This window comes from uncultured Rhodococcus sp. (genome assembly GCF_963525155.1).
GTDB classification, from domain to species: domain Bacteria; phylum Actinomycetota; class Actinomycetes; order Mycobacteriales; family Mycobacteriaceae; genus Rhodococcus_F; species Rhodococcus_F qingshengii.
Window position 1 is genome coordinate 13,179 of sequence record NZ_CAURKP010000025.1, and the last position, 16,485, is coordinate 29,663.

Genomic DNA, 16,485 nt, shown 5'->3' on the forward strand with positions numbered 1-16,485 from the left:
CAGCTTCAGCGTTGAGCGGCGTCGCGGCGGAAACTCTCAGTCCAACTGAGAAGTCCCGCCCCCGTCCGGAGACGGGAGCGGGACTCGGGTGTCAGCGAACTCGGCAGCGCGTCAGACTGCTTCCTTTGTCGCCTGCGCTGCGAGGGTGAGCGCGATGTCGACGATCATGTCCTCCTGACCACCCACCAGACGGCGGCGTCCAGCTTCGAGCAGCAGTGTGCGAACGTCGATTCCGTAGCGCTCCGACGCAGTTTCGGCGTGGCGCAGGAAGCTCGAGTACACACCGGCGTAGCCGAGAGTGAGGGTTTCGCGATCGACGCGGACCGGCCGGTCCTGCAGCGGTCGGACGATGTCGTCGGCGGCATCCTGCAGGGCGAACAGGTCGCAGCCGTGCTCCCACTCTTCGATGTTGGCGACGGCGATGAAGGCCTCGAGGGGGCAGTTGCCGGCACCGGCGCCGTGACCGGCAAGCGAAGCATCGACGCGGGTGACGCCGTTCTGCACTGCGACAACGGAATTGGCAACCGAGAGTGAGAGATTCTCATGGGCGTGGATACCGATTTCGGTGCCCTCGTCCAGGATGTCGCGGTATGCACGAACACGATCCGCGACGTCGTTCATCACCAGACGTCCACCCGAGTCGGTGACGTAGACGCAGTGCGCGCCATACGATTCCATCAACTTGGCCTGCTTGGCCAGTTCTTCGGCAGGCGCCATGTGGCTCATCATCAGGAAGCCCGAGACGTCCATGCCGATCTCGCGGGCGGTTTCGATGTGCTGCGCGGAGACGTCGGCCTCGGTGCAGTGCGTGGCAACGCGAACCGAGCGAACACCGAGGTCGTAAGCATGCTTGAGTTCACTGATCGTGCCGACACCCGGAAGCAGCAGCGTGGTGAGACGAGCGTGCTCGAGTACCTCGGCCGCTGCTTCGATCCATTCCCAGTCGGTGTTCGAGCCGGGGCCGTAGTTGAGCGAGCCGCCGGCGAGGCCGTCACCGTGTGCTACTTCGATCGCGTCGACGCCGGCAGCGTCGAGAGCTGTGACGATCCGCTTGACGTCGGTGGGCGAAATGCGGTGGCGGACAGCGTGCATGCCGTCACGAAGGGTGACGTCCTGGACGAAGATCTTGCGGTTGCTCACTTGGTTGCTTCCTTCTGCTGGGCGATGCGCTCCGCGATCTGCATTCCGGCGGACGTCATGATGTCGAGATTGCCGGCGTACGCAGGCAGGTAGTGTGCCGCGCCCTCGACCTCGAGGAACACCGACACCTGGTGGGTGGGGCGATTGCCGTCGACGAGCAATGTCTCGACGGGCTGGTCGGCCGGGATCTCGGTGATCTGGACTTCCTGCTTGAGTCGGTAGCCGGGGACATACGCGGAGACGTCGCCGACCATCTTCTCGATCGACTGACGGATCTCGTCGTGAACAGCCGGGTCCGGTGCGTCGACGAGGCAGAAGACCGTGTCGCGCATGATGAGCGGCGGCTCAGCGGGGTTGAGGATGATGATGGCCTTGCCGCGACGAGCGCCGCCGACTGCCACGATCGCCTCGGACGTGGTCTCGGTGAACTCGTCGATGTTGGCGCGCGTTCCGGGACCGGCCGACTTGGAGGCGATGGACGCGACGATCTCCGCATACGCCACCGGGACGACCCGAGAAACAGCGGCAACCATCGGGATGGTGGCCTGGCCGCCACACGTCACCATGTTGACGTTGGGTGCGTCCAAGTGCTCGTCCGCGTTGACAGCCGGTACGACGTACGGTCCGATCGCGGCAGGCGTCAGGTCGATCATGCGCTTGCCGAGGGGAGCCAGCCGCGCGTTGTTGGCCACGTGAGCCTTTGCCGAGGTGGCGTCGAAGACGATCTCGATCTCGTCGAAGTTCGGCAGACCGACAAGGCCTTCGACGCCTTCTGCCGTGATCGGCACGTTCAGACGCGCCGCGCGAGCGAGGCCGTCCGACGCGGGGTCGATACCGACCATCGCGCCCATCTCCAGGTAGTCGGAGTTACGCAGCACCTTGATCATCAGATCCGTGCCGATGTTGCCCGATCCGATGATCGCGACCTTGACCTTGCTCATGCGTTGTCCTCTTCGCTGGAGAAACTGGTGGTGACGGAACCGAGCCCGGAGACGGTCACGGTGACTTCGTTGCCTGCGGTGACCGGTGCCATGGGGCCGAGAGCGCCGGACAGGATCACCTGCCCTGCGGTCAGCGGCTGCCCCAACTCACGTGCAGTGCGGGCGAGCCAGACGACGGCTTCGATCGGATCGCCCAGGCAGGCGGTTCCGACGCCGGTGGACACCTCGGTGCCGTCGACGGACATCGACATGACGACGCCGGCAGGTTCCACCTCGTCGAGGGTGCGTCGTTCGGTTCCCAGGACGTACACGCCCGAGGACGCATTGTCGGCGACGGTGTCACCGAACTTGATGTCCCACGACTCGATGCGGCTGTCGCAGATCTCGATCGCGGCGACGGCGTAGTCGATCGCACCGCGCACCTGCGCGTTGTCCAGCGGTCCATCCACGAGGTCGGCACCGAGCACGAAGGCAACTTCCGCTTCGACCTTGGGCTGGATCAAACGGCTCATGGGGATGGCGCCGCCGGCGGGGAACTCCATGTCGGCGTACAGCACGCCGAGGTCGGGCTGGTCGACACCGAGCTGCTGCTGGACTGCCACCGAGGTCAGGCCGATCTTGCGGCCTACGACCACGGCCCCCGCCTGCCGACGGATTTCGTCGACGCGGCGCTGGACAGCGTAGGCGGCGACGAGGTCGTCGGCGCCGATCAGATCGCGTACTGGCGCGCAGGGAGTGCCGCTCGCGATGGCGGCTGCGAGGCGGTCCGCAGCAGCTGCGATGTCGGTCTCGCTAGCTGTACTGGTATTCGTGGGCTGGCTCATGGCCACTACTTTCGCCGCGGCACCGAGATTGCGCCAGGGAACTGTCTCACTCAGCGATACGCTGGGGAGGTGACTGGCAGCGCAAACCTCGACACCGTGCTCGGCAAGGCGGTGACGATCCTGCGCGCCTTCCGGGCCGACGACCACGTGTTGCCTCTGGCCACCCTGGTCCAGCGGACGGGCCTGCACAAGGCGACGGTGCACCGCCTGGCCAACGAACTGGTCGCGAACCGGCTACTCGACCGTATCGACGGTGGCTATCGGCTCAGCGGCGGCCTCTTCGAACTCGGCATGCTCGCCTCTCTCGAACGTAGCCTCCTGGAGATGGCGATGCCGTTCCTCCAGGACCTGTACGAGCGGACCCACGAGACAGTCCACCTGGGGGTCCGTGACGGCCACGACGTCGTATACGTCGCGAAGATCGGCGGACACCGGCAAGCCAACTCACCGTCCCGGACCGGTGGCCGGATACCGCTGTATTGCACCGCAATCGGCAAGGCGCTCCTGGCATTCTCCGACAACGAGTTTCGCCGCGAGGTGCTGTCGGAGCCGATGACGCGCCGAACCCCGCACACAATTGTTGCGCCCGGCATTCTCAACACCCAACTGAACCGAGTGGTCGAGACCGGTATTGCGTTCGAGCGCGAGGAATCAGCGCCGGGTCTCGCATGCGTTGCGGCGCCGGTATTCGGAACCAATGACAAACCCGTCGCGGCCATCAGTGTCACCGGTCCCACCAGTCGCTTCGTCCCCGAGAGCCAGGTGTCCTACGTGCGCGCTGCTGCCGAAGGCCTACACAGCACGATCGCTCGCCGCGAACGATTGCGGTGATCTGGCCGTCCCGACCCGGACGAGCCCGGTCAATGCGTGCGGCAATGGCCCCTCGTGTAGGACGCCGAGACGTTGGGTCGCGCGGGTGAGGGCGACATAGAGTTCAGACGCACCGCGTGGGCCGTCGGCGATGATTCGCTCCGGTTCCACGACGAGCACGGCATCGAACTCGAGGCCCTTCGTTTCCGAAACCGGCACAGCGCCGGGCACACTCGCAGGTCCGATGACGACGCTCGTACCCTCGCGTCCGGCCTCGTCCTGATTGAATTCGTCGATGGCGGAGGCTAGTTCGTCGGCGGAGATTCGCTTGGACCACGGTTGGACCCCGCAGGCGCGGACGGACTCGGGTGGCTGGACGTCTGGCGCGAACTCGGCGAGCAAGGCGGCGGCGACGCTCATGATCTCGGCGGGGGTGCGATAGTTCACCGACAGGGATCGGTAGATCCAGCGGCCGGGAACGTACGGCTCCATCATCGTCGCCCACGAGCGAGCACCTGCGGGTGAACGTCGTTGCGCGAGATCGCCTACCACCGTGAAAGACCGGTCCGGGCAACGGCGCATCAGGACTCGCCAGTCCATCTCGGACAGCTCTTGTGCCTCGTCGACCACGATATGCCTGTACGTCCAGTCTCGGTCAGCAGCAGCGCGTTCGGCGAGCTCCCGGGTATCGCGTTCGACGAAACGATCCGCCAGGTCCTCGCCGTACAGCATGTCCTGGGCGAGGAGATGATCCTCGTCGTCCATCAAGTCTTCGCGACTGATCATCATGTCCAGCACGCCCGCTGCATACGCAGCCTCGTCGCGGCGTTCACGTTCGGCACTCTGGTCGACGGGCTTGTCCCGGCCGAGCATGTCCACCAATTCGTCGAGAAGCGGAACGTCGGACACCGTCCAGGCATCGCCCTCTCGGCGCAACAGTGTCTCGTCTGCGCCTGCCTTGCGTAGGCGTTCCGGCGAAGTAAACAGCTGTGTCAGTAGCTCTTTCGGTGTCAGGATCGGCCAGAGTGCGTCGAGTGCGGCGGCAAACGCGTCATTCTCCGCCAACTCTGCGGTCAGATCTGCGCGCACTTGTTCCCAGGCTTCACGGTCACTGCGTGTCAACCATCCCTTGCCGATCCGCGCTATCGCCCGCTCGGTCAGTGCCCAGGTGACGATTTCGGTGAACACAGTGCGAGCGTCGTTGTGGGGGAGTCCGCTCGAACGAGCTTCTTCTCGGGCCCACTCCGCAGTTTCGGCGTCGATTCGCACTGTGACGTCCGCCAATTCGATCAACAACGGGTTCTCGGGCAATCGCTGATGATCGGCAATCGCTGCGCCGAGAACGTCCAGGATCTTCAGCGAGCCTTTGAGCCCAGCGGCCTCAGGAGCGTCCTCGGCGGTGACGCGTAAACCCGGAACGAGATCACCGGTGGTCATGAACACCACGTCGGACTCGCCCAGCGAGGGCAGCACGCGGCCGATGTGGTTCAGGAACGCCGGGTTCGGCCCGACCACGAGAACGCCGTGACGTTCCATTCGCTCTCGCTGCGTGTAGAGCAGGTAGGCGACGCGGTGCAAGGCGACGACGGTTTTCCCGGTACCGGGGCCACCTTCGATCACCAGCACCCCGGGGTGTTCGAGTCGGACGATGTCGTCCTGCTCGGCCTGGATCGTGGCCACGATGTCGCGCATGCCCTCACCTCGCGGTGCGTTAACCGCAGCGAGCAAGGCGGAATCGCTGTGGGTGTCGTGTTCCGCGCCGTCAGGGCGCCCGAGTACCTCGTCGGTGAAATCGACCACGTGTCGACTGCGTGTGTGGAACTGACGGCGTCGACGCATGTTCTCCGGGTTTGCAGCGGTGGCAACGTAGAACGGGCGAGATGCCGGCGCCCGCCAATCGAGCAGCACCGGTTCGTAGTCGTTGTCCGCATCGAGAAGGCCGATTCGGCCGATGTACGAAGTCTCACCCGACAGCGAGTCCAACCGGCCGAAGCACAGGCCGTTGTCGGCTACGTCCAGCCTCTTCACCTCTTTGGCGAGCGCGCGCACCTCGGCGTCGCGTTCCATGAGTGCTTCGCCGTTTCCGCGCAGAGCGGTGTTGTACCTGCCCTTGACTCGGGCGCGCTCCGCATCGAGGCGAGCGTAGAGCCCCTCCACATAGTTCCGCTCGGATCGCAGTTCTTCTTCGTATCCCTGGGTTGGCACGTGCCCTCACTTCCGCTGGCTGTTCCGATCCCGTAGTGGGTCGTGCGGGATCGGAAGAGCCATTCTGCGGCACTACCCGGGCCTTGCCGCAAGGCCCCCGGTGCGATATACATTGATAGTGGAAGGGAGTGTCGATCCTCCCCCGGCTTTTTCCCACAGATCCTCTCGCGACCCCCCCAGCCTGATGCACGGCTCCCAGCCTGGTCGATGTTTGGACCCCGAGTGTCACGGGTACAAATCCAGTGACCGGTGTTCCAAAAACGGTTCCCCTCATGAACTTACGTGGATCGAGGGATTGTGAAGGCGATACTGGCAACGGCCGCGAGCATCCTTCTGGTGGTTGCCTTGGCCGTCGCCGTCTTGCTTCTCCTTTCCGGATCACCGCGCGAAGGTACTTCGCACGAGCTCGCCGATACGGTTCACACGATCGGTGGGAAGCCGACAACCTGCACCGAGTTGTTCGGTGAAACATGCAGCTTTGCTTTGCAGTCGGACTACAACCAGTGGGGACAAAACCTCGAGGGTTTTGTCAATGCCGGGATCCTCGGACCTTTCGCCCGCAGTATCGGCTTCGTGGCGGAGGCGAAACTGAGCTTGCAGGCATGCGAGGTCAGCGCAACCGCCGGGCGGACGATTCTCGATTTCTACACTCTCGCCGAGATCGACCACCCCACGGCCACCACCACCGACCTCTTCCCCTTCTGGAACGAGTCCCGCCAATTCCTGTGCCCGGTAAACAGTTTCTGAGAATGCTGTTTGCTATTTGAGATGTTCGAGACGCATCGCTCGATCGGAGCCAGGTTGGGCGCAAGCGCGCGAATCGTGGACAGCGTTCCGCCCACGGGGGGATCGGTCTGTAACTGGCTCATGAGCACTGAATAACACACGAGAGTGAACGGCACTCCCCTCGGTGGCCGCTTCTTGTACGCGTTGCGGCGTGTCGGTGCACGGATGTTTATGCGAATTTCGACGGGGTAGGGCCTTCTGTGGGGGATTCCTACCTGTGTGGGATTCCTGAGCAACAATCCGAAACGTATTGGAGGGTCAACGTGCCAGATGACAAGAGCGGTCCCAGCGAGGGAATCAAAGGCGTCGTAGAGGACGTCAAGGGTAAGGCCAAGGAAGCCGTGGGTGCGGTTTCCGGAAACGACAGTTTGACCCGAGAGGGCCGCGCCCAGCAGGACAAGGCCGAAAGCCAGCGAGAAGTCGCGAAGAAAGAGGCAGAAGCCGAGAAGGCTCGCGCAGAAGCGGCCGCGGACGAAGCGCGACAGAAGTCCGAGCAATAGCCCTGACGCACTCGTCACCCTCGGCCGGGGATTGATCCCAGCCGGGGGTGAGTCGTGGCTCCGCGTTCAGTTTGAAATCTCTACTTACATAGGGCGTAACAAGATTCTTGCGCCCAGCATGACGATCAAGAGGAGCTGTTCGATGCCTTCATCTCAGTCCGTCCCAGGTGCACCGGCCCCGAAAGCGCCGGACCTGAAAGAGCCGGTCAAGCCTCGACAGCCGTTGCCGCCCAAGGATGACCAGCGGCAGCCGGAGGTGCGTACCGTCGCGGGTGCCGAGGAGAAGGTGAAGGGAAACGGTCGCGGCCAGCGGGGGGAGTACCTCACCACCGCAACCGGTACACGTCTCTACGAGACCGACCACTCACTCACTGCCGGCGAGCGCGGCCCGACTCTTCTTCAAGACCACCACCTGCGTGAGAAGATCACACACTTCGATCACGAGCGAATTCCGGAGCGCGTCGTCCACGCCCGCGGGGCGGCCGCACACGGAATGTTCCTGGCGAATGGCGCAGCCGAAAACATCTGTAAAGCATCGGTGTTCGCTTCCGGTGCTCGAACCCCGGTGTTCGTGCGGTTCTCGACGGTGCTGGGTTCACGAGGTTCGGCGGACACCGTACGCGACACACGCGGTTTCGCCACCAAGTTCTACACCGACGAAGGTGTCTTCGACCTGGTGGGCAACAACATCCCGGTGTTCTTCATCCAGGACGGCATCAAATTCCCGGACATCATCCATGCCGCGAAACCCCACCCGGACCGCGAGATCCCGCAGGCGCAGAGCGCGCACGACACATTCTGGGATTTCGTGTCGCTGCACACCGAGGCCACGGCGCACACATTGTGGAACATGTCCGATCGCGGCATCCCGCGCTCCTATCGCATGATGGAGGGCTTCGGTATTCACACGTTCAGGCTCGTGAATGCCGACGGCGAGACGAATCTGGTGAAATTCCACTGGAAGCCGGCCGCCGGAGTGCATTCACTCGTGTGGGAGGAAGCGCAGATCGCCGGCGGTGTGGATCCGGATTTCCATCGACGCGATCTTGCCGACGCCATCGAGGCGGGCGCATATCCGTCCTGGGATCTGGGCGTGCAGGTGTTCCCTGATACCGAAGACGAAATGTTCGAAGGCATAGATCTATTGGATCCCACCAAGATCGTGCCCGAAGAACTCGCGCCGGTTCAGGTCATCGGAACGATGACACTCGACGCCAATCCGACGAACTTCTTCGCCGAGACCGAGCAGGTTGCATTCCATCCGGGTCACTTGGTTCCGGGTGTCGACATCACCAACGATCGTCTCCTGCAGGCACGTTTGTTCTCGTACCTCGACACCCAGATCACGCGACTCGGTGGCCCCAATTTCGATCAGATCCCGATCAACCGGGCTCACGCGCCTGTCAACGACATGCTTCGCGACGGCTTTCATCAGGACGGTGTACATACCGGAGTTGCGCCGTACCATCCCAATTCGTTGGACGGTGGGTGCCCGTTCTTGGCCTCGGCGGAGAGCGCGGCCTATATCGAGGTGCCCGAAGAAGTTTCAGGGCGAAAGGTGAGGCAGGCGCCGGCGTCGTTCGACGATCACTTCTCGCAAGCTCGACTCTTCTATCGCAGTCTCTCCCCTGTCGAACAGGAGCACGTCGCGCAGGCGTATACCTTCGAATTGGGTAAGTGCTACGAGGAGAACATCAAGACCCGGAATCTGGGCATCTTGGCAAATATCGACGCGGGTCTCGTGTCGATCGTCGCAGGGGGGCTTGGCCTTCCGGTTCCCGAACCGACCGAGCCGTTGAGTGATCCGGAGCTCAGCCCTGCACTGTCCCAGGTTGGTGCGGAATGGCCGGTAGACGGAAGGATCATCGCACTACTGGTCGATGAGAACTCCGATCTCGAAACGGTTGTCGCGGTTCGAGACAAGATCTTCGACGCCGGCATGGTGCCGCTGATCCTCGGCCCGCACGGTGGAACCATCGGGGACGGTGACGACGCGGTGACGGTGCAGCGAACGTACCTCACAGCTCGTTCGATCGAATTCGATGCAATCCTGCTGAGCGGCGACGTTTCTCGGATAGGCGAGGGAAAGTTGGATCCACGGGTGGAGACTCTGCTGAACGAAATGTATCGTCACAGCAAGGCAATTGGTGGTTGGGGAGAGAGCATGAGTGCGCTGGCTGCGGCCGGTATCGACGAGTCTGCATTGGGAGTCGTCGTCGATGCAGACGCGGAAGGAGCGCTCGCCTCGCTGGCTCAGCTTCTGAAGACGCACCGCGTGTGGGGGCGTTTCGAGGTGCCGCCTACATCCTGAGTGCCGACGTACGTTCACTCCGACGGTGTGGCCGAATTGCCAGTTCGGCCACACCGTCGGAGTGAAGACGAGTGAAGGGACGAAACAGTGGCTCGCAAGGACTCACAACCTCAACTCAAGGATCAAGAACTCTACGAAGAGCTACGCGAGAAGGGCGATTCCAAGGAGAAGGCGGCCCGAATCTCCAATGCGGCCGCCAATCGAGGGCGGTCGAATGTCGCCAAGTCCGGCGGACAATCCTCGCCGTACGAGGAGTGGACAGTCGACGAGCTGAAGAAACGTGCCAAGGAACTCGATCTGCACGGCTATTCGAAGCTGAACAAGGGTGAGCTGATCGAGCAGCTCCGCACTCACTGAGCTGTGTTCTGCTCGAGTCGTATTCTGCTTGAGCAGAATACGACTCGAGCGGTCGGTTCAGTGCCCTTCGTGATCGAAGAGTTCCTGACCTTCCAGTCGTTTGACCCGTCGGTGTTCCATCAAGATGGCCAGTGTTCCGACGATGAAGGACACCACGCACACGACGCCGGCAATGACTGCCCAACCACGAAATCCGTAACCTGCTGCCACCAAGGTCAATCCGAGTGTTGCCAGGCCCAGCCCGATCAGCAGGTATCCGGGATAGTTGCGACCGTCGCTGATTGCCTCCCCTACGTGCGATCGATTTGTGTGTTCGTCATCTACCGGTGAACTTTCGCTCGCGTTTGTCACGGCACACTCCATCCTGAGCTCATGAAGACTTGCGATTCTTCGCTCGTCGTCGGTCCACAGGGCAACTACCCGATCGGTGACTGGATGAAACGGTTGGAGTAGTGCCGAAAGGGGTAGAAGGTCGTACGCTCGAAGTATCGGAAGTGGATGAAAACCGGTGCGAGGAAGGCCTATGAACGCGAAGCCGACTCCCGACATATTCTCGGTAGGTACACCGACTCTCGGTGTCGAAGAGGAGTTCTTGCTCTGCGATCCGCAGACTGGACATCCCACTCTGCGCAACTCCGAGGTTGCTGCCGCCGGGCGGGAACTCGGTATCTCGCTGCAACTCGAACTCACACGCTGTCAGGTGGAGACGTCCACTTCGATCGGAAGCCATATTCGTGATCTTCGTGATCAACTCTGTGAGTCCCGTGCCGTCACCGCCGACGCCGCTGCCCGTGTGGGTTGTCAACTCATCGCAGTCGGGACGCCGTTCTACGATCCGCCGGTAGACGAGATCACTCAAACGTCGCGATACCAGCGAATGGCCGGTCAGTTCGGAGCGATCACCGAAGGTGTGATGTGTGGTTGCCACATTCATGTCGGTGTGGAAGATCGAGAACGATCGGTCCAGATCATCAACCATCTGCGCCCTTGGTTACCGACCTTGTTGGCATTGACGGCGAACTCTCCGATCAGCGCCGGTCGCGATACCGGTTATGCGAGTTGGCGTTACGTTCTGTTCGGCCGATGGCCCAGTTCGGGTCCGCCGCCCTGCTTCGAGTCCGTGGCGCACTACGAAGATGCTGTTGCAGCGATGCTGGAGACAGGGGTCATTCTCGATCCACACATGGTTTATTGGGATGTACGTATGTCGGATCACCTTCCCACCGTGGAGATTCGGATCAGCGACGTGCCCGCCACCGTGGAGGAGACGATGACTCTGGCCACACTGGTGCAGGCACTCGTCGGTACCGCATCCGCCGCGATCACGAAAGGTGAAGCAGCGCCTGCCGTCGATCACGAGCTACTCCGCGCGGCTTGCTGGCGGGCGGCGCGTGACGGACTCGACGGGAGGTCGTTGGACGTGGAATCCGTGCGCTTGCTGACTGCACACCAAGCGGTTCGGCAATTGGTGGATCACGTCGAACCTGCGTTGACTGCATTCGGAGAATTCGAGCAAGTCACGGCCTCCTTGGACAAGGTGTTCAGCAACGGAAACGGGGCGATCGTGCAGCGCCGTCAACTCACGCGTCGGTCACGTGTGGCTGATGTGATCGACGAGTGCGCTCGACGCACTTTCGAAGGGTGTAGTTCGCAAGGGGTCAGTGACATGTAGGCGGCGGGAACCTACCGGCTACGGGGAGGCGTTGACTTCCAATTTTGTGCCGAGTTCACTGGAAATGAGGACTTGTCGACTCCCCGTGCGGAAATCATCCCGTCTGCAGGCCGCGTCGCGAGTCGCATGATGGCGAAGGGTTAGTCATGACAAACGAATCTGGTGAACGGGCGTCCGAAGAACCGCAGTCTGCGCGTGGAGCCCCGGGCTCCCGAGGCACGGGCTCGAATGAACCAGGCGGCGGTCCGGTCGATCGCCCTTCCGGCTCGTTCGACGACGAGGAGACTATCTCGGGGGTAGAAGGAACCGAGACGACGCCCGCCGAGCCCACCGCATCCGAACCGGCTGTGCCGCCCTACGAGGGACGTCAGGAAACCGCAAAGAAGTCGGCCTTCAAGGAGGCCGAGAGTTCTGGTGGGCCGAATACTGGAGGGGCCGGCGAACCTGTCGTCGATTCTGAGTTCAAGGCACCACCGGCGGAAGAGACTCCTGGTGGAAGAACTGCATCCCCTGCTGACGAGCAACCCGCCGCGGAGGCGACTGAATCGGCTTCCAGCGAAAGCGGAGTGGGGCCGGCACATCAACCGGGGGTTGGGAGGAGTGAAGACAAGAGGGACAACATATGAATGGCGATCCGCGCCCCGGACTTTCCGTCGGACAAGGACCTTGACGCGCTGTGCAGTCGACCGGCCACCGTGGTCGAAGAGCGTGGTCTGACGGTCGCCACTGCGGATCGTTGACTTGGGTGCGGCGCTGGCGCTGGCCGTCACCGGTGAAGCCGGTCCTGATGCCCAGGAGAACGTTCGATCCGGAACTGTGTGGTTCGGAATCGTCGACCATGGGACGGCCGAAACGGAGAAGCAAGTTTTCTCGGGCGACCCCGAAGCTGTCCTCGGTGCAACTGTCGAGCACGCGATCCAACTACTTCTGCGTCACGCATCCGATCGCCACACTCCGAGTTCGAGAGTTGTGTACTAGTCGAGTTTTCAACTCTTCGAACGGTTCTTCTTGTGACGACCTGTGTGTTTCGCAGGCGCCTGCGCGGTTGGAACCAGATGACCGTCGGCCGTGTATTTTTCGACTACGAGGTTCTTGCTGACTCCTCGGTTCGCATCCACTGCGCAAGTGATTGCTTCCTTGTCGGAGTTGAAAGGTTCCTCGGTCGAAGAGCCGTCGGGCATCGTGATTTTGTACCGATCCATACATCGACTATTGCGGGTTGATCCGTCTCCGACAACCCGAGCTCACGGAAATATCGGTCTGGAATCAGGTGGATCAGCGGGTCCAATACTCCTCGGGACGTTGACCCGGACGGAATCCGTAGTGCGCGAGCATCGCGGTCGCTTCCGGAAAATTGGCTGCCAGAGCTTCGGGCACATGTGCATTGCTGCCGAATGTCACCGCTTTACCTCCCTCTTCGCTCCACCATTGGGGTATCCAGGGCCACAGCCGACGGGTGTTCATCTCGAGGATCCGGTCGCTGTCGGCGATGGCGCGCATCGCATTTCGGAATCCCTCTTCGAATCGACGGGGATCGAAAGGTCCGGCACTTTCGATCGGCCATGCACGCACCGCGTAGTCGATATGGGTGAACACCTCGAAGGTCCGAGAGCCAGCCACCATACGCGGGATCTCATCGAGGTATGCCCACATGACTTCGTCGGCGCTCCACTTTCGAAACAGAGTGTTCGGTTCACTCCGATCGTCGCCGACTTCGAGGGTGTGCAAGGAACCCAATACCCGGTCGATGACACCGAGATCAAGGAGGTGTGACGCCTGCGCTTCGTGCAGGTGCGGTTGTCCGAACTCGACGCCGGTGAGTATCCGCAATTCAGGAAAACGGTGTCGGCATCGTTCGATGCTGTCGAGATAGCCGTCGACGTCGAGGATCGGTGCGCGGACATAGCCGTCGGTGCTCAGCAGGTGATGTTGATGGGGCATAAGATCTGCGGCGGTTGTGCGCCACCGAGCATCGAAGTCGAGATACTCGGTGAACACCAACGCCGGCAATCCGATTGCTTCGGCACGCGCGCAAGTCTGTTGCATTCGTCCGGATGCGTGCGACAGCGGTCCGCCGGTGTCCCACGACCACTCGCTGTGAACATGACAGTCCGCGGGTAGTTGCATGTTCAGTTCGTACCAGAGCCGGGAGTTTCGGGGGGCGGTTAAGGCTCGGACTGTCGCGCGAATTCGCTCTGTGCAGTTGTTCCCCAGATCTCGGAGGACTGAGTCTCGGGCTCGCTGTCCAGCTTTCGGACGTCGTGAATGAACTCCACACCGTGCAGTTCGTCGGACGGAACCGACAGAAGCTTGCACGTGGTGCTGACGAAGAATCGCTGGACATCTTCCAACTCGAGACGCCCACCGGGCCGGTACCAATGCGCGACCCCGGTACACATCTCGAGTATCGCGAGTCGGCTCAATGCCAGATCTTCGATGTCGAAGGCGCCCACGCGTTGTCCGCGTTCGAGGATCTGTCCGAAAAGTTGCTCGTACTCGTCGCGCAGGGTCTGCAACTCGATGCGGTTGTCTCCGGTCAACCCGCGCATCTCGTACTCGGCGACGCGGGCAGTCAGTTGGTTGACGGCGGTAATGCCGACGTGTGACGACACCAGGCCGGCGAGCTGGACTACGGGATCGGCGCTTCGGCGCATTGCCCGCTCTCCCGACTGCGTCAGCTCGTCGAGGCAAGACCGAATGATCGAGGCCAACAGTGACTCTTTGCTGCCGACGTAGTGGTAGAGCGTTGCCGAGTTGATGCCGGCTTCGGCTCCGAGCTCACGAATGCCGGTGGCGGCGAATCCTTTCGTCGCGAACAGCGTGACTGCCGCCCGTTGAACGCGCCCCAGGTCCATGATCCTCATTTCGGTTGGTTGCCCAATCATGCTAGCATCGCCGCCGAAATCGACCGGCTGTCAATCAGTCGATTGATAGCTGTTTGTGTACTGGCAAATTGCATCTCAACTAATCAATCGATCGATTGAAAAAAGCTTGACTGTGCCCTGGATCACTGCATAGTCTCCTTGTCGAGCCTCCCTCTCGGTGCGAGAGCTAACAGGGCACTCCATACAAGGAGCAATGACATGAACGACGCGAATCCCCCATCTCCCGCAACTGTCGACAGGCCTGCCCTGCGGCGTGTGGCCGGATCGGTTCTGGTCGGCACCACGATCGAGTGGTACGACTTTCAGATCTACGGCGCCTCCGCCGCGTTGGTCTTTGCGCCGCTGTTCTTTTCGGACGCAGACCCCGCGCTGGCGACAATTCTTTCCTTCGCCACCTTCGCGGTCGGCTTCCTGGCGCGGCCACTCGGCGGTGTTGTGATGGGCCACTTCGGCGACCGCATCGGACGCAAGAAGGTCTTGGTGCTCGCACTTCTCTTGATGGGAGCAGCGACGTTCCTGGTCGGCGTCCTTCCGACCTCCGCCCAGATCGGTGTGTGGGCCCCGATTCTTCTCGTATTGCTGAGACTGATTCAGGGCTTCGGCGTCGGGGGTGAGTGGGGCGGTGCAGTTCTGACTGCTGTGGAATACGCACCCAAGAACCGCCGCGGCTTCTACGGCAGTATGCCGCAGGTCGGTGTGCCTGCTGGCCTTCTGCTGGCGACGGCCGTCATGTTCGGCACCAAGGCGCTCACCGGGGACCAATTCCTGGTGTGGGGGTGGAGGATTCCCTTCCTGCTGAGTATCGCGTTGGTCGCCGTTGGGCTTTACATTCGCACCGCGTTGGAAGAGACTCCCGCATTCGCTCGCGTGAAGCAGCAGAACACTGCGGTCAAGATTCCGATGGTCGACGCGTTCAAGAACTACCCTCGTCAAATCATTCTTGCCGCAGGTTCGATGATCAGCACGGGCGCTTACTTCTACATCCTCAACACCTACAGCCTGACCTACGCCGATCAGTTCGATCTGCTGTCCGGAAACCTCATGCTCGGAGCGGTCATGGTGTCCGCGCTCGTTGCAGTCATCTTCATTCCGATCTTCGGTCAACTGTCCGAAAGATTCGGCCGACGCCGGATCCTGATGGTCGGCATCACCGGCATGGGAGTGTGGGTCTTCGTTGCATTCGCCGCGATAGATACCGGCAACTTCTGGATCACCACCGGCGCATTGGCAGTCGGCGCATTCATGCTCAGCATCTCGTACGGGCCGCAGGCGACGTTCATCGCGGAACTGTTCGACGCACGGGTGCGGTACAGCGCAGCGTCCATCGCTTTTCAGATCGGGGTGCTCTTGGGTGGCGCAATCGCGCCGATGGTTGCCGCCATGTTGGTTCGCGCAACCGGCGGATCGTTTGCGGTCGCTGTGTATATCGCTGCCCTGTCGGTTATTTCGCTGATCAGCGTCTACTTCGTCCGTGACACCGACCTCGACGAAGGAAGTCGCGACATGTACATCGATGACAACGGGGCGTATCTGCCGCCGGTCGATCAACGCTCCACGGTTGTCAACTAATAGAGGAAACTTCAATGATCACAAAGAGTTTCGAAGAGATCTCTGTCGGAGACATTGCGGTGACGGACCCGCGGGTCGTCACCGAAGACTATGTGCGAAGTTTCGCCGACCTCACCTGGGACCGCCATCCTCTTCACCTCGACCCCGACTACGCGCAGCAGACGCGCTTCGGTCGCCAGATCGCCCACGGTGCCCTCATGTTGTCCACCTTGCTCGGTCTGGTGGAGTTGGACCCCCGTTACCTGCAGTGCTTCTACGGGCTCGATCAGGTCAGATTCCACCGGCCGACTTACCTCGGCGACTCGGTGCATGCGGTGTCGGAAGTGCTGTCGGTGCGCCCTCGCTCGGACGGTGAGACCGCGATCGTGACGTCGAAAGGCTCACTGGTCAACCAAGACGGAGACCTTGTCTTCTCCGGCGAGTTCTCATTCCTGGTAGGCGAGACCCATTCCCTCGACCTCGAAGTGGGTGCTCGGTGAGTTCTC

At 61.8% G+C, this 16,485-nt stretch carries 16 protein-coding genes; 9 read left to right on the plus strand and 7 right to left on the minus strand.

Features of this window, described 5'->3' with window-relative positions; all coding sequences use genetic code 11:
- Positions 1-111 precede the first annotated feature (111 nt).
- Genes dmpG through RWT78_RS08395 form a run of 3 tightly spaced genes read right to left on the minus strand, consistent with a single transcriptional unit; the run spans position 112 to position 2,905 of the window.
- On the minus strand, positions 112-1,140 hold the full coding sequence (gene dmpG / locus RWT78_RS08385) for a 4-hydroxy-2-oxovalerate aldolase (RefSeq protein ID WP_003943058.1): 1,029 nt from the start codon (positions 1,138-1,140) through the stop codon (positions 112-114).
- On the minus strand, positions 1,137-2,081 hold the full coding sequence (locus RWT78_RS08390; RefSeq protein WP_003943168.1) for an acetaldehyde dehydrogenase (acetylating): 945 nt from the start codon (positions 2,079-2,081) through the stop codon (positions 1,137-1,139). Before RWT78_RS08390 ends, dmpG begins: the two co-directional genes overlap by 4 nt.
- Entirely contained in the window at positions 2,078-2,905 is an 828-nt protein-coding gene (locus RWT78_RS08395) for a 2-keto-4-pentenoate hydratase (protein ID WP_047272343.1), read from the minus strand. The genes RWT78_RS08390 and RWT78_RS08395 overlap by 4 nt, the downstream gene beginning before the upstream one ends.
- A 69-nt stretch (positions 2,906-2,974) precedes the next feature.
- Here RWT78_RS08395 and RWT78_RS08400 point away from each other — a divergent pair, with 69 nt between their 5' ends.
- Entirely contained in the window at positions 2,975-3,736 is a 762-nt protein-coding gene (locus RWT78_RS08400) for an IclR family transcriptional regulator (protein WP_003942865.1), read from the plus strand.
- Here RWT78_RS08400 and helR read toward each other — a convergent pair.
- Positions 3,698-5,920 (minus strand): RNA polymerase recycling motor ATPase HelR, encoded by a 2,223-nt coding sequence (gene helR, locus RWT78_RS08405; RefSeq protein ID WP_314675260.1) that lies wholly within the window; start codon positions 5,918-5,920, stop codon positions 3,698-3,700. The genes RWT78_RS08400 and helR overlap by 39 nt on opposite strands.
- A gap of 282 nt (positions 5,921-6,202) precedes the next feature.
- Between helR and RWT78_RS08410 the strand changes: the two genes are divergently transcribed.
- The 4 genes from RWT78_RS08410 to RWT78_RS08425 all read left to right on the plus strand — a co-directional run bounded on the left by RWT78_RS08410 (position 6,203) and on the right by RWT78_RS08425 (position 9,874).
- On the plus strand, positions 6,203-6,667 hold the full coding sequence (locus RWT78_RS08410) for a hypothetical protein (protein WP_223304477.1): 465 nt from the start codon (positions 6,203-6,205) through the stop codon (positions 6,665-6,667).
- 302 nt (positions 6,668-6,969) lie between these two features.
- Complete coding sequence (locus RWT78_RS08415; protein WP_003943084.1) at positions 6,970-7,206, plus strand: CsbD family protein; 237 nt, start codon at positions 6,970-6,972, stop codon at positions 7,204-7,206.
- Between the two features lie 142 nt (positions 7,207-7,348).
- Positions 7,349-9,517 (plus strand): catalase, encoded by a 2,169-nt coding sequence (locus RWT78_RS08420; RefSeq protein WP_314675263.1) that lies wholly within the window; start codon positions 7,349-7,351, stop codon positions 9,515-9,517.
- Positions 9,518-9,604: 87 nt separating this feature from the next.
- Entirely contained in the window at positions 9,605-9,874 is a 270-nt protein-coding gene (locus RWT78_RS08425; protein ID WP_003943161.1) for a Rho termination factor N-terminal domain-containing protein, read from the plus strand.
- 57 nt (positions 9,875-9,931) lie between these two features.
- Here the strand turns inward: RWT78_RS08425 and RWT78_RS08430 are convergent, their stop codons facing one another.
- Positions 9,932-10,237: a hypothetical protein gene (locus RWT78_RS08430; protein ID WP_314675265.1), complete on the minus strand. Its 306-nt coding sequence runs from the start codon at positions 10,235-10,237 to the stop codon at positions 9,932-9,934.
- 160 nt (positions 10,238-10,397) lie between these two features.
- On the opposite strand from RWT78_RS08430, the gene RWT78_RS08435 reads away from it, so the two are divergent.
- Entirely contained in the window at positions 10,398-11,546 is a 1,149-nt protein-coding gene (locus tag RWT78_RS08435) for a glutamate--cysteine ligase (protein WP_314675267.1), read from the plus strand.
- A 741-nt stretch (positions 11,547-12,287) separates the two neighbouring features.
- Positions 12,288-12,524 (plus strand): CinA family protein, encoded by a 237-nt coding sequence (locus RWT78_RS08440; RefSeq protein WP_314675269.1) that lies wholly within the window; start codon positions 12,288-12,290, stop codon positions 12,522-12,524.
- 297 nt (positions 12,525-12,821) lie between these two features.
- On the opposite strand, the gene RWT78_RS08445 is transcribed toward RWT78_RS08440, so the two are convergent.
- Together RWT78_RS08445 and RWT78_RS08450 are read right to left on the minus strand one after the other, a co-directional pair.
- On the minus strand, positions 12,822-13,673 hold the full coding sequence (locus RWT78_RS08445; protein WP_314675271.1) for a PHP domain-containing protein: 852 nt from the start codon (positions 13,671-13,673) through the stop codon (positions 12,822-12,824).
- A 38-nt stretch (positions 13,674-13,711) separates the two neighbouring features.
- Complete coding sequence (locus RWT78_RS08450; protein ID WP_314675273.1) at positions 13,712-14,410, minus strand: TetR/AcrR family transcriptional regulator; 699 nt, start codon at positions 14,408-14,410, stop codon at positions 13,712-13,714.
- A gap of 219 nt (positions 14,411-14,629) precedes the next feature.
- Between RWT78_RS08450 and RWT78_RS08455 the strand changes: the two genes are divergently transcribed.
- Both RWT78_RS08455 and RWT78_RS08460 read left to right on the plus strand, forming a co-directional pair.
- Positions 14,630-16,000 carry an MFS transporter gene (locus tag RWT78_RS08455; RefSeq protein WP_054831393.1) on the plus strand — a complete coding sequence of 457 codons (1,371 nt, stop codon included), beginning with the start codon at positions 14,630-14,632 and terminating at the stop codon, positions 15,998-16,000.
- A gap of 14 nt (positions 16,001-16,014) precedes the next feature.
- Positions 16,015-16,479 (plus strand): MaoC/PaaZ C-terminal domain-containing protein, encoded by a 465-nt coding sequence (locus tag RWT78_RS08460; protein WP_003943225.1) that lies wholly within the window; start codon positions 16,015-16,017, stop codon positions 16,477-16,479.
- Positions 16,480-16,485: the final 6 nt, after the last annotated feature.

What these genes read in the sequence shown, in the direction of transcription:
- RWT78_RS08390 (WP_003943168.1), bottom strand. Translation starts at nt 2,081, where the DNA reads ATGAGCAAGGTCAAGGTCGCGATCATCGGATCGGGCAACATCGGCACG.
- RWT78_RS08395 (WP_047272343.1), bottom strand. Translation starts at nt 2,905, where the DNA reads ATGAGCCAGCCCACGAATACCAGTACAGCTAGCGAGACCGACATCGCA.
- RWT78_RS08420 (WP_314675263.1), top strand. Translation starts at nt 7,349, where the DNA reads ATGCCTTCATCTCAGTCCGTCCCAGGTGCACCGGCCCCGAAAGCGCCG.
- RWT78_RS08430 (WP_314675265.1), bottom strand. Translation starts at nt 10,237, where the DNA reads ATGGAGTGTGCCGTGACAAACGCGAGCGAAAGTTCACCGGTAGATGAC.
- RWT78_RS08435 (WP_314675267.1), top strand. Translation starts at nt 10,398, where the DNA reads ATGAACGCGAAGCCGACTCCCGACATATTCTCGGTAGGTACACCGACT.
- RWT78_RS08445 (WP_314675271.1), bottom strand. Translation starts at nt 13,673, where the DNA reads ATGCAACTACCCGCGGACTGTCATGTTCACAGCGAGTGGTCGTGGGAC.
- RWT78_RS08450 (WP_314675273.1), bottom strand. Translation starts at nt 14,410, where the DNA reads ATGAGGATCATGGACCTGGGGCGCGTTCAACGGGCGGCAGTCACGCTG.
- RWT78_RS08455 (WP_054831393.1), top strand. Translation starts at nt 14,630, where the DNA reads ATGAACGACGCGAATCCCCCATCTCCCGCAACTGTCGACAGGCCTGCC.
- RWT78_RS08460 (WP_003943225.1), top strand. Translation starts at nt 16,015, where the DNA reads ATGATCACAAAGAGTTTCGAAGAGATCTCTGTCGGAGACATTGCGGTG.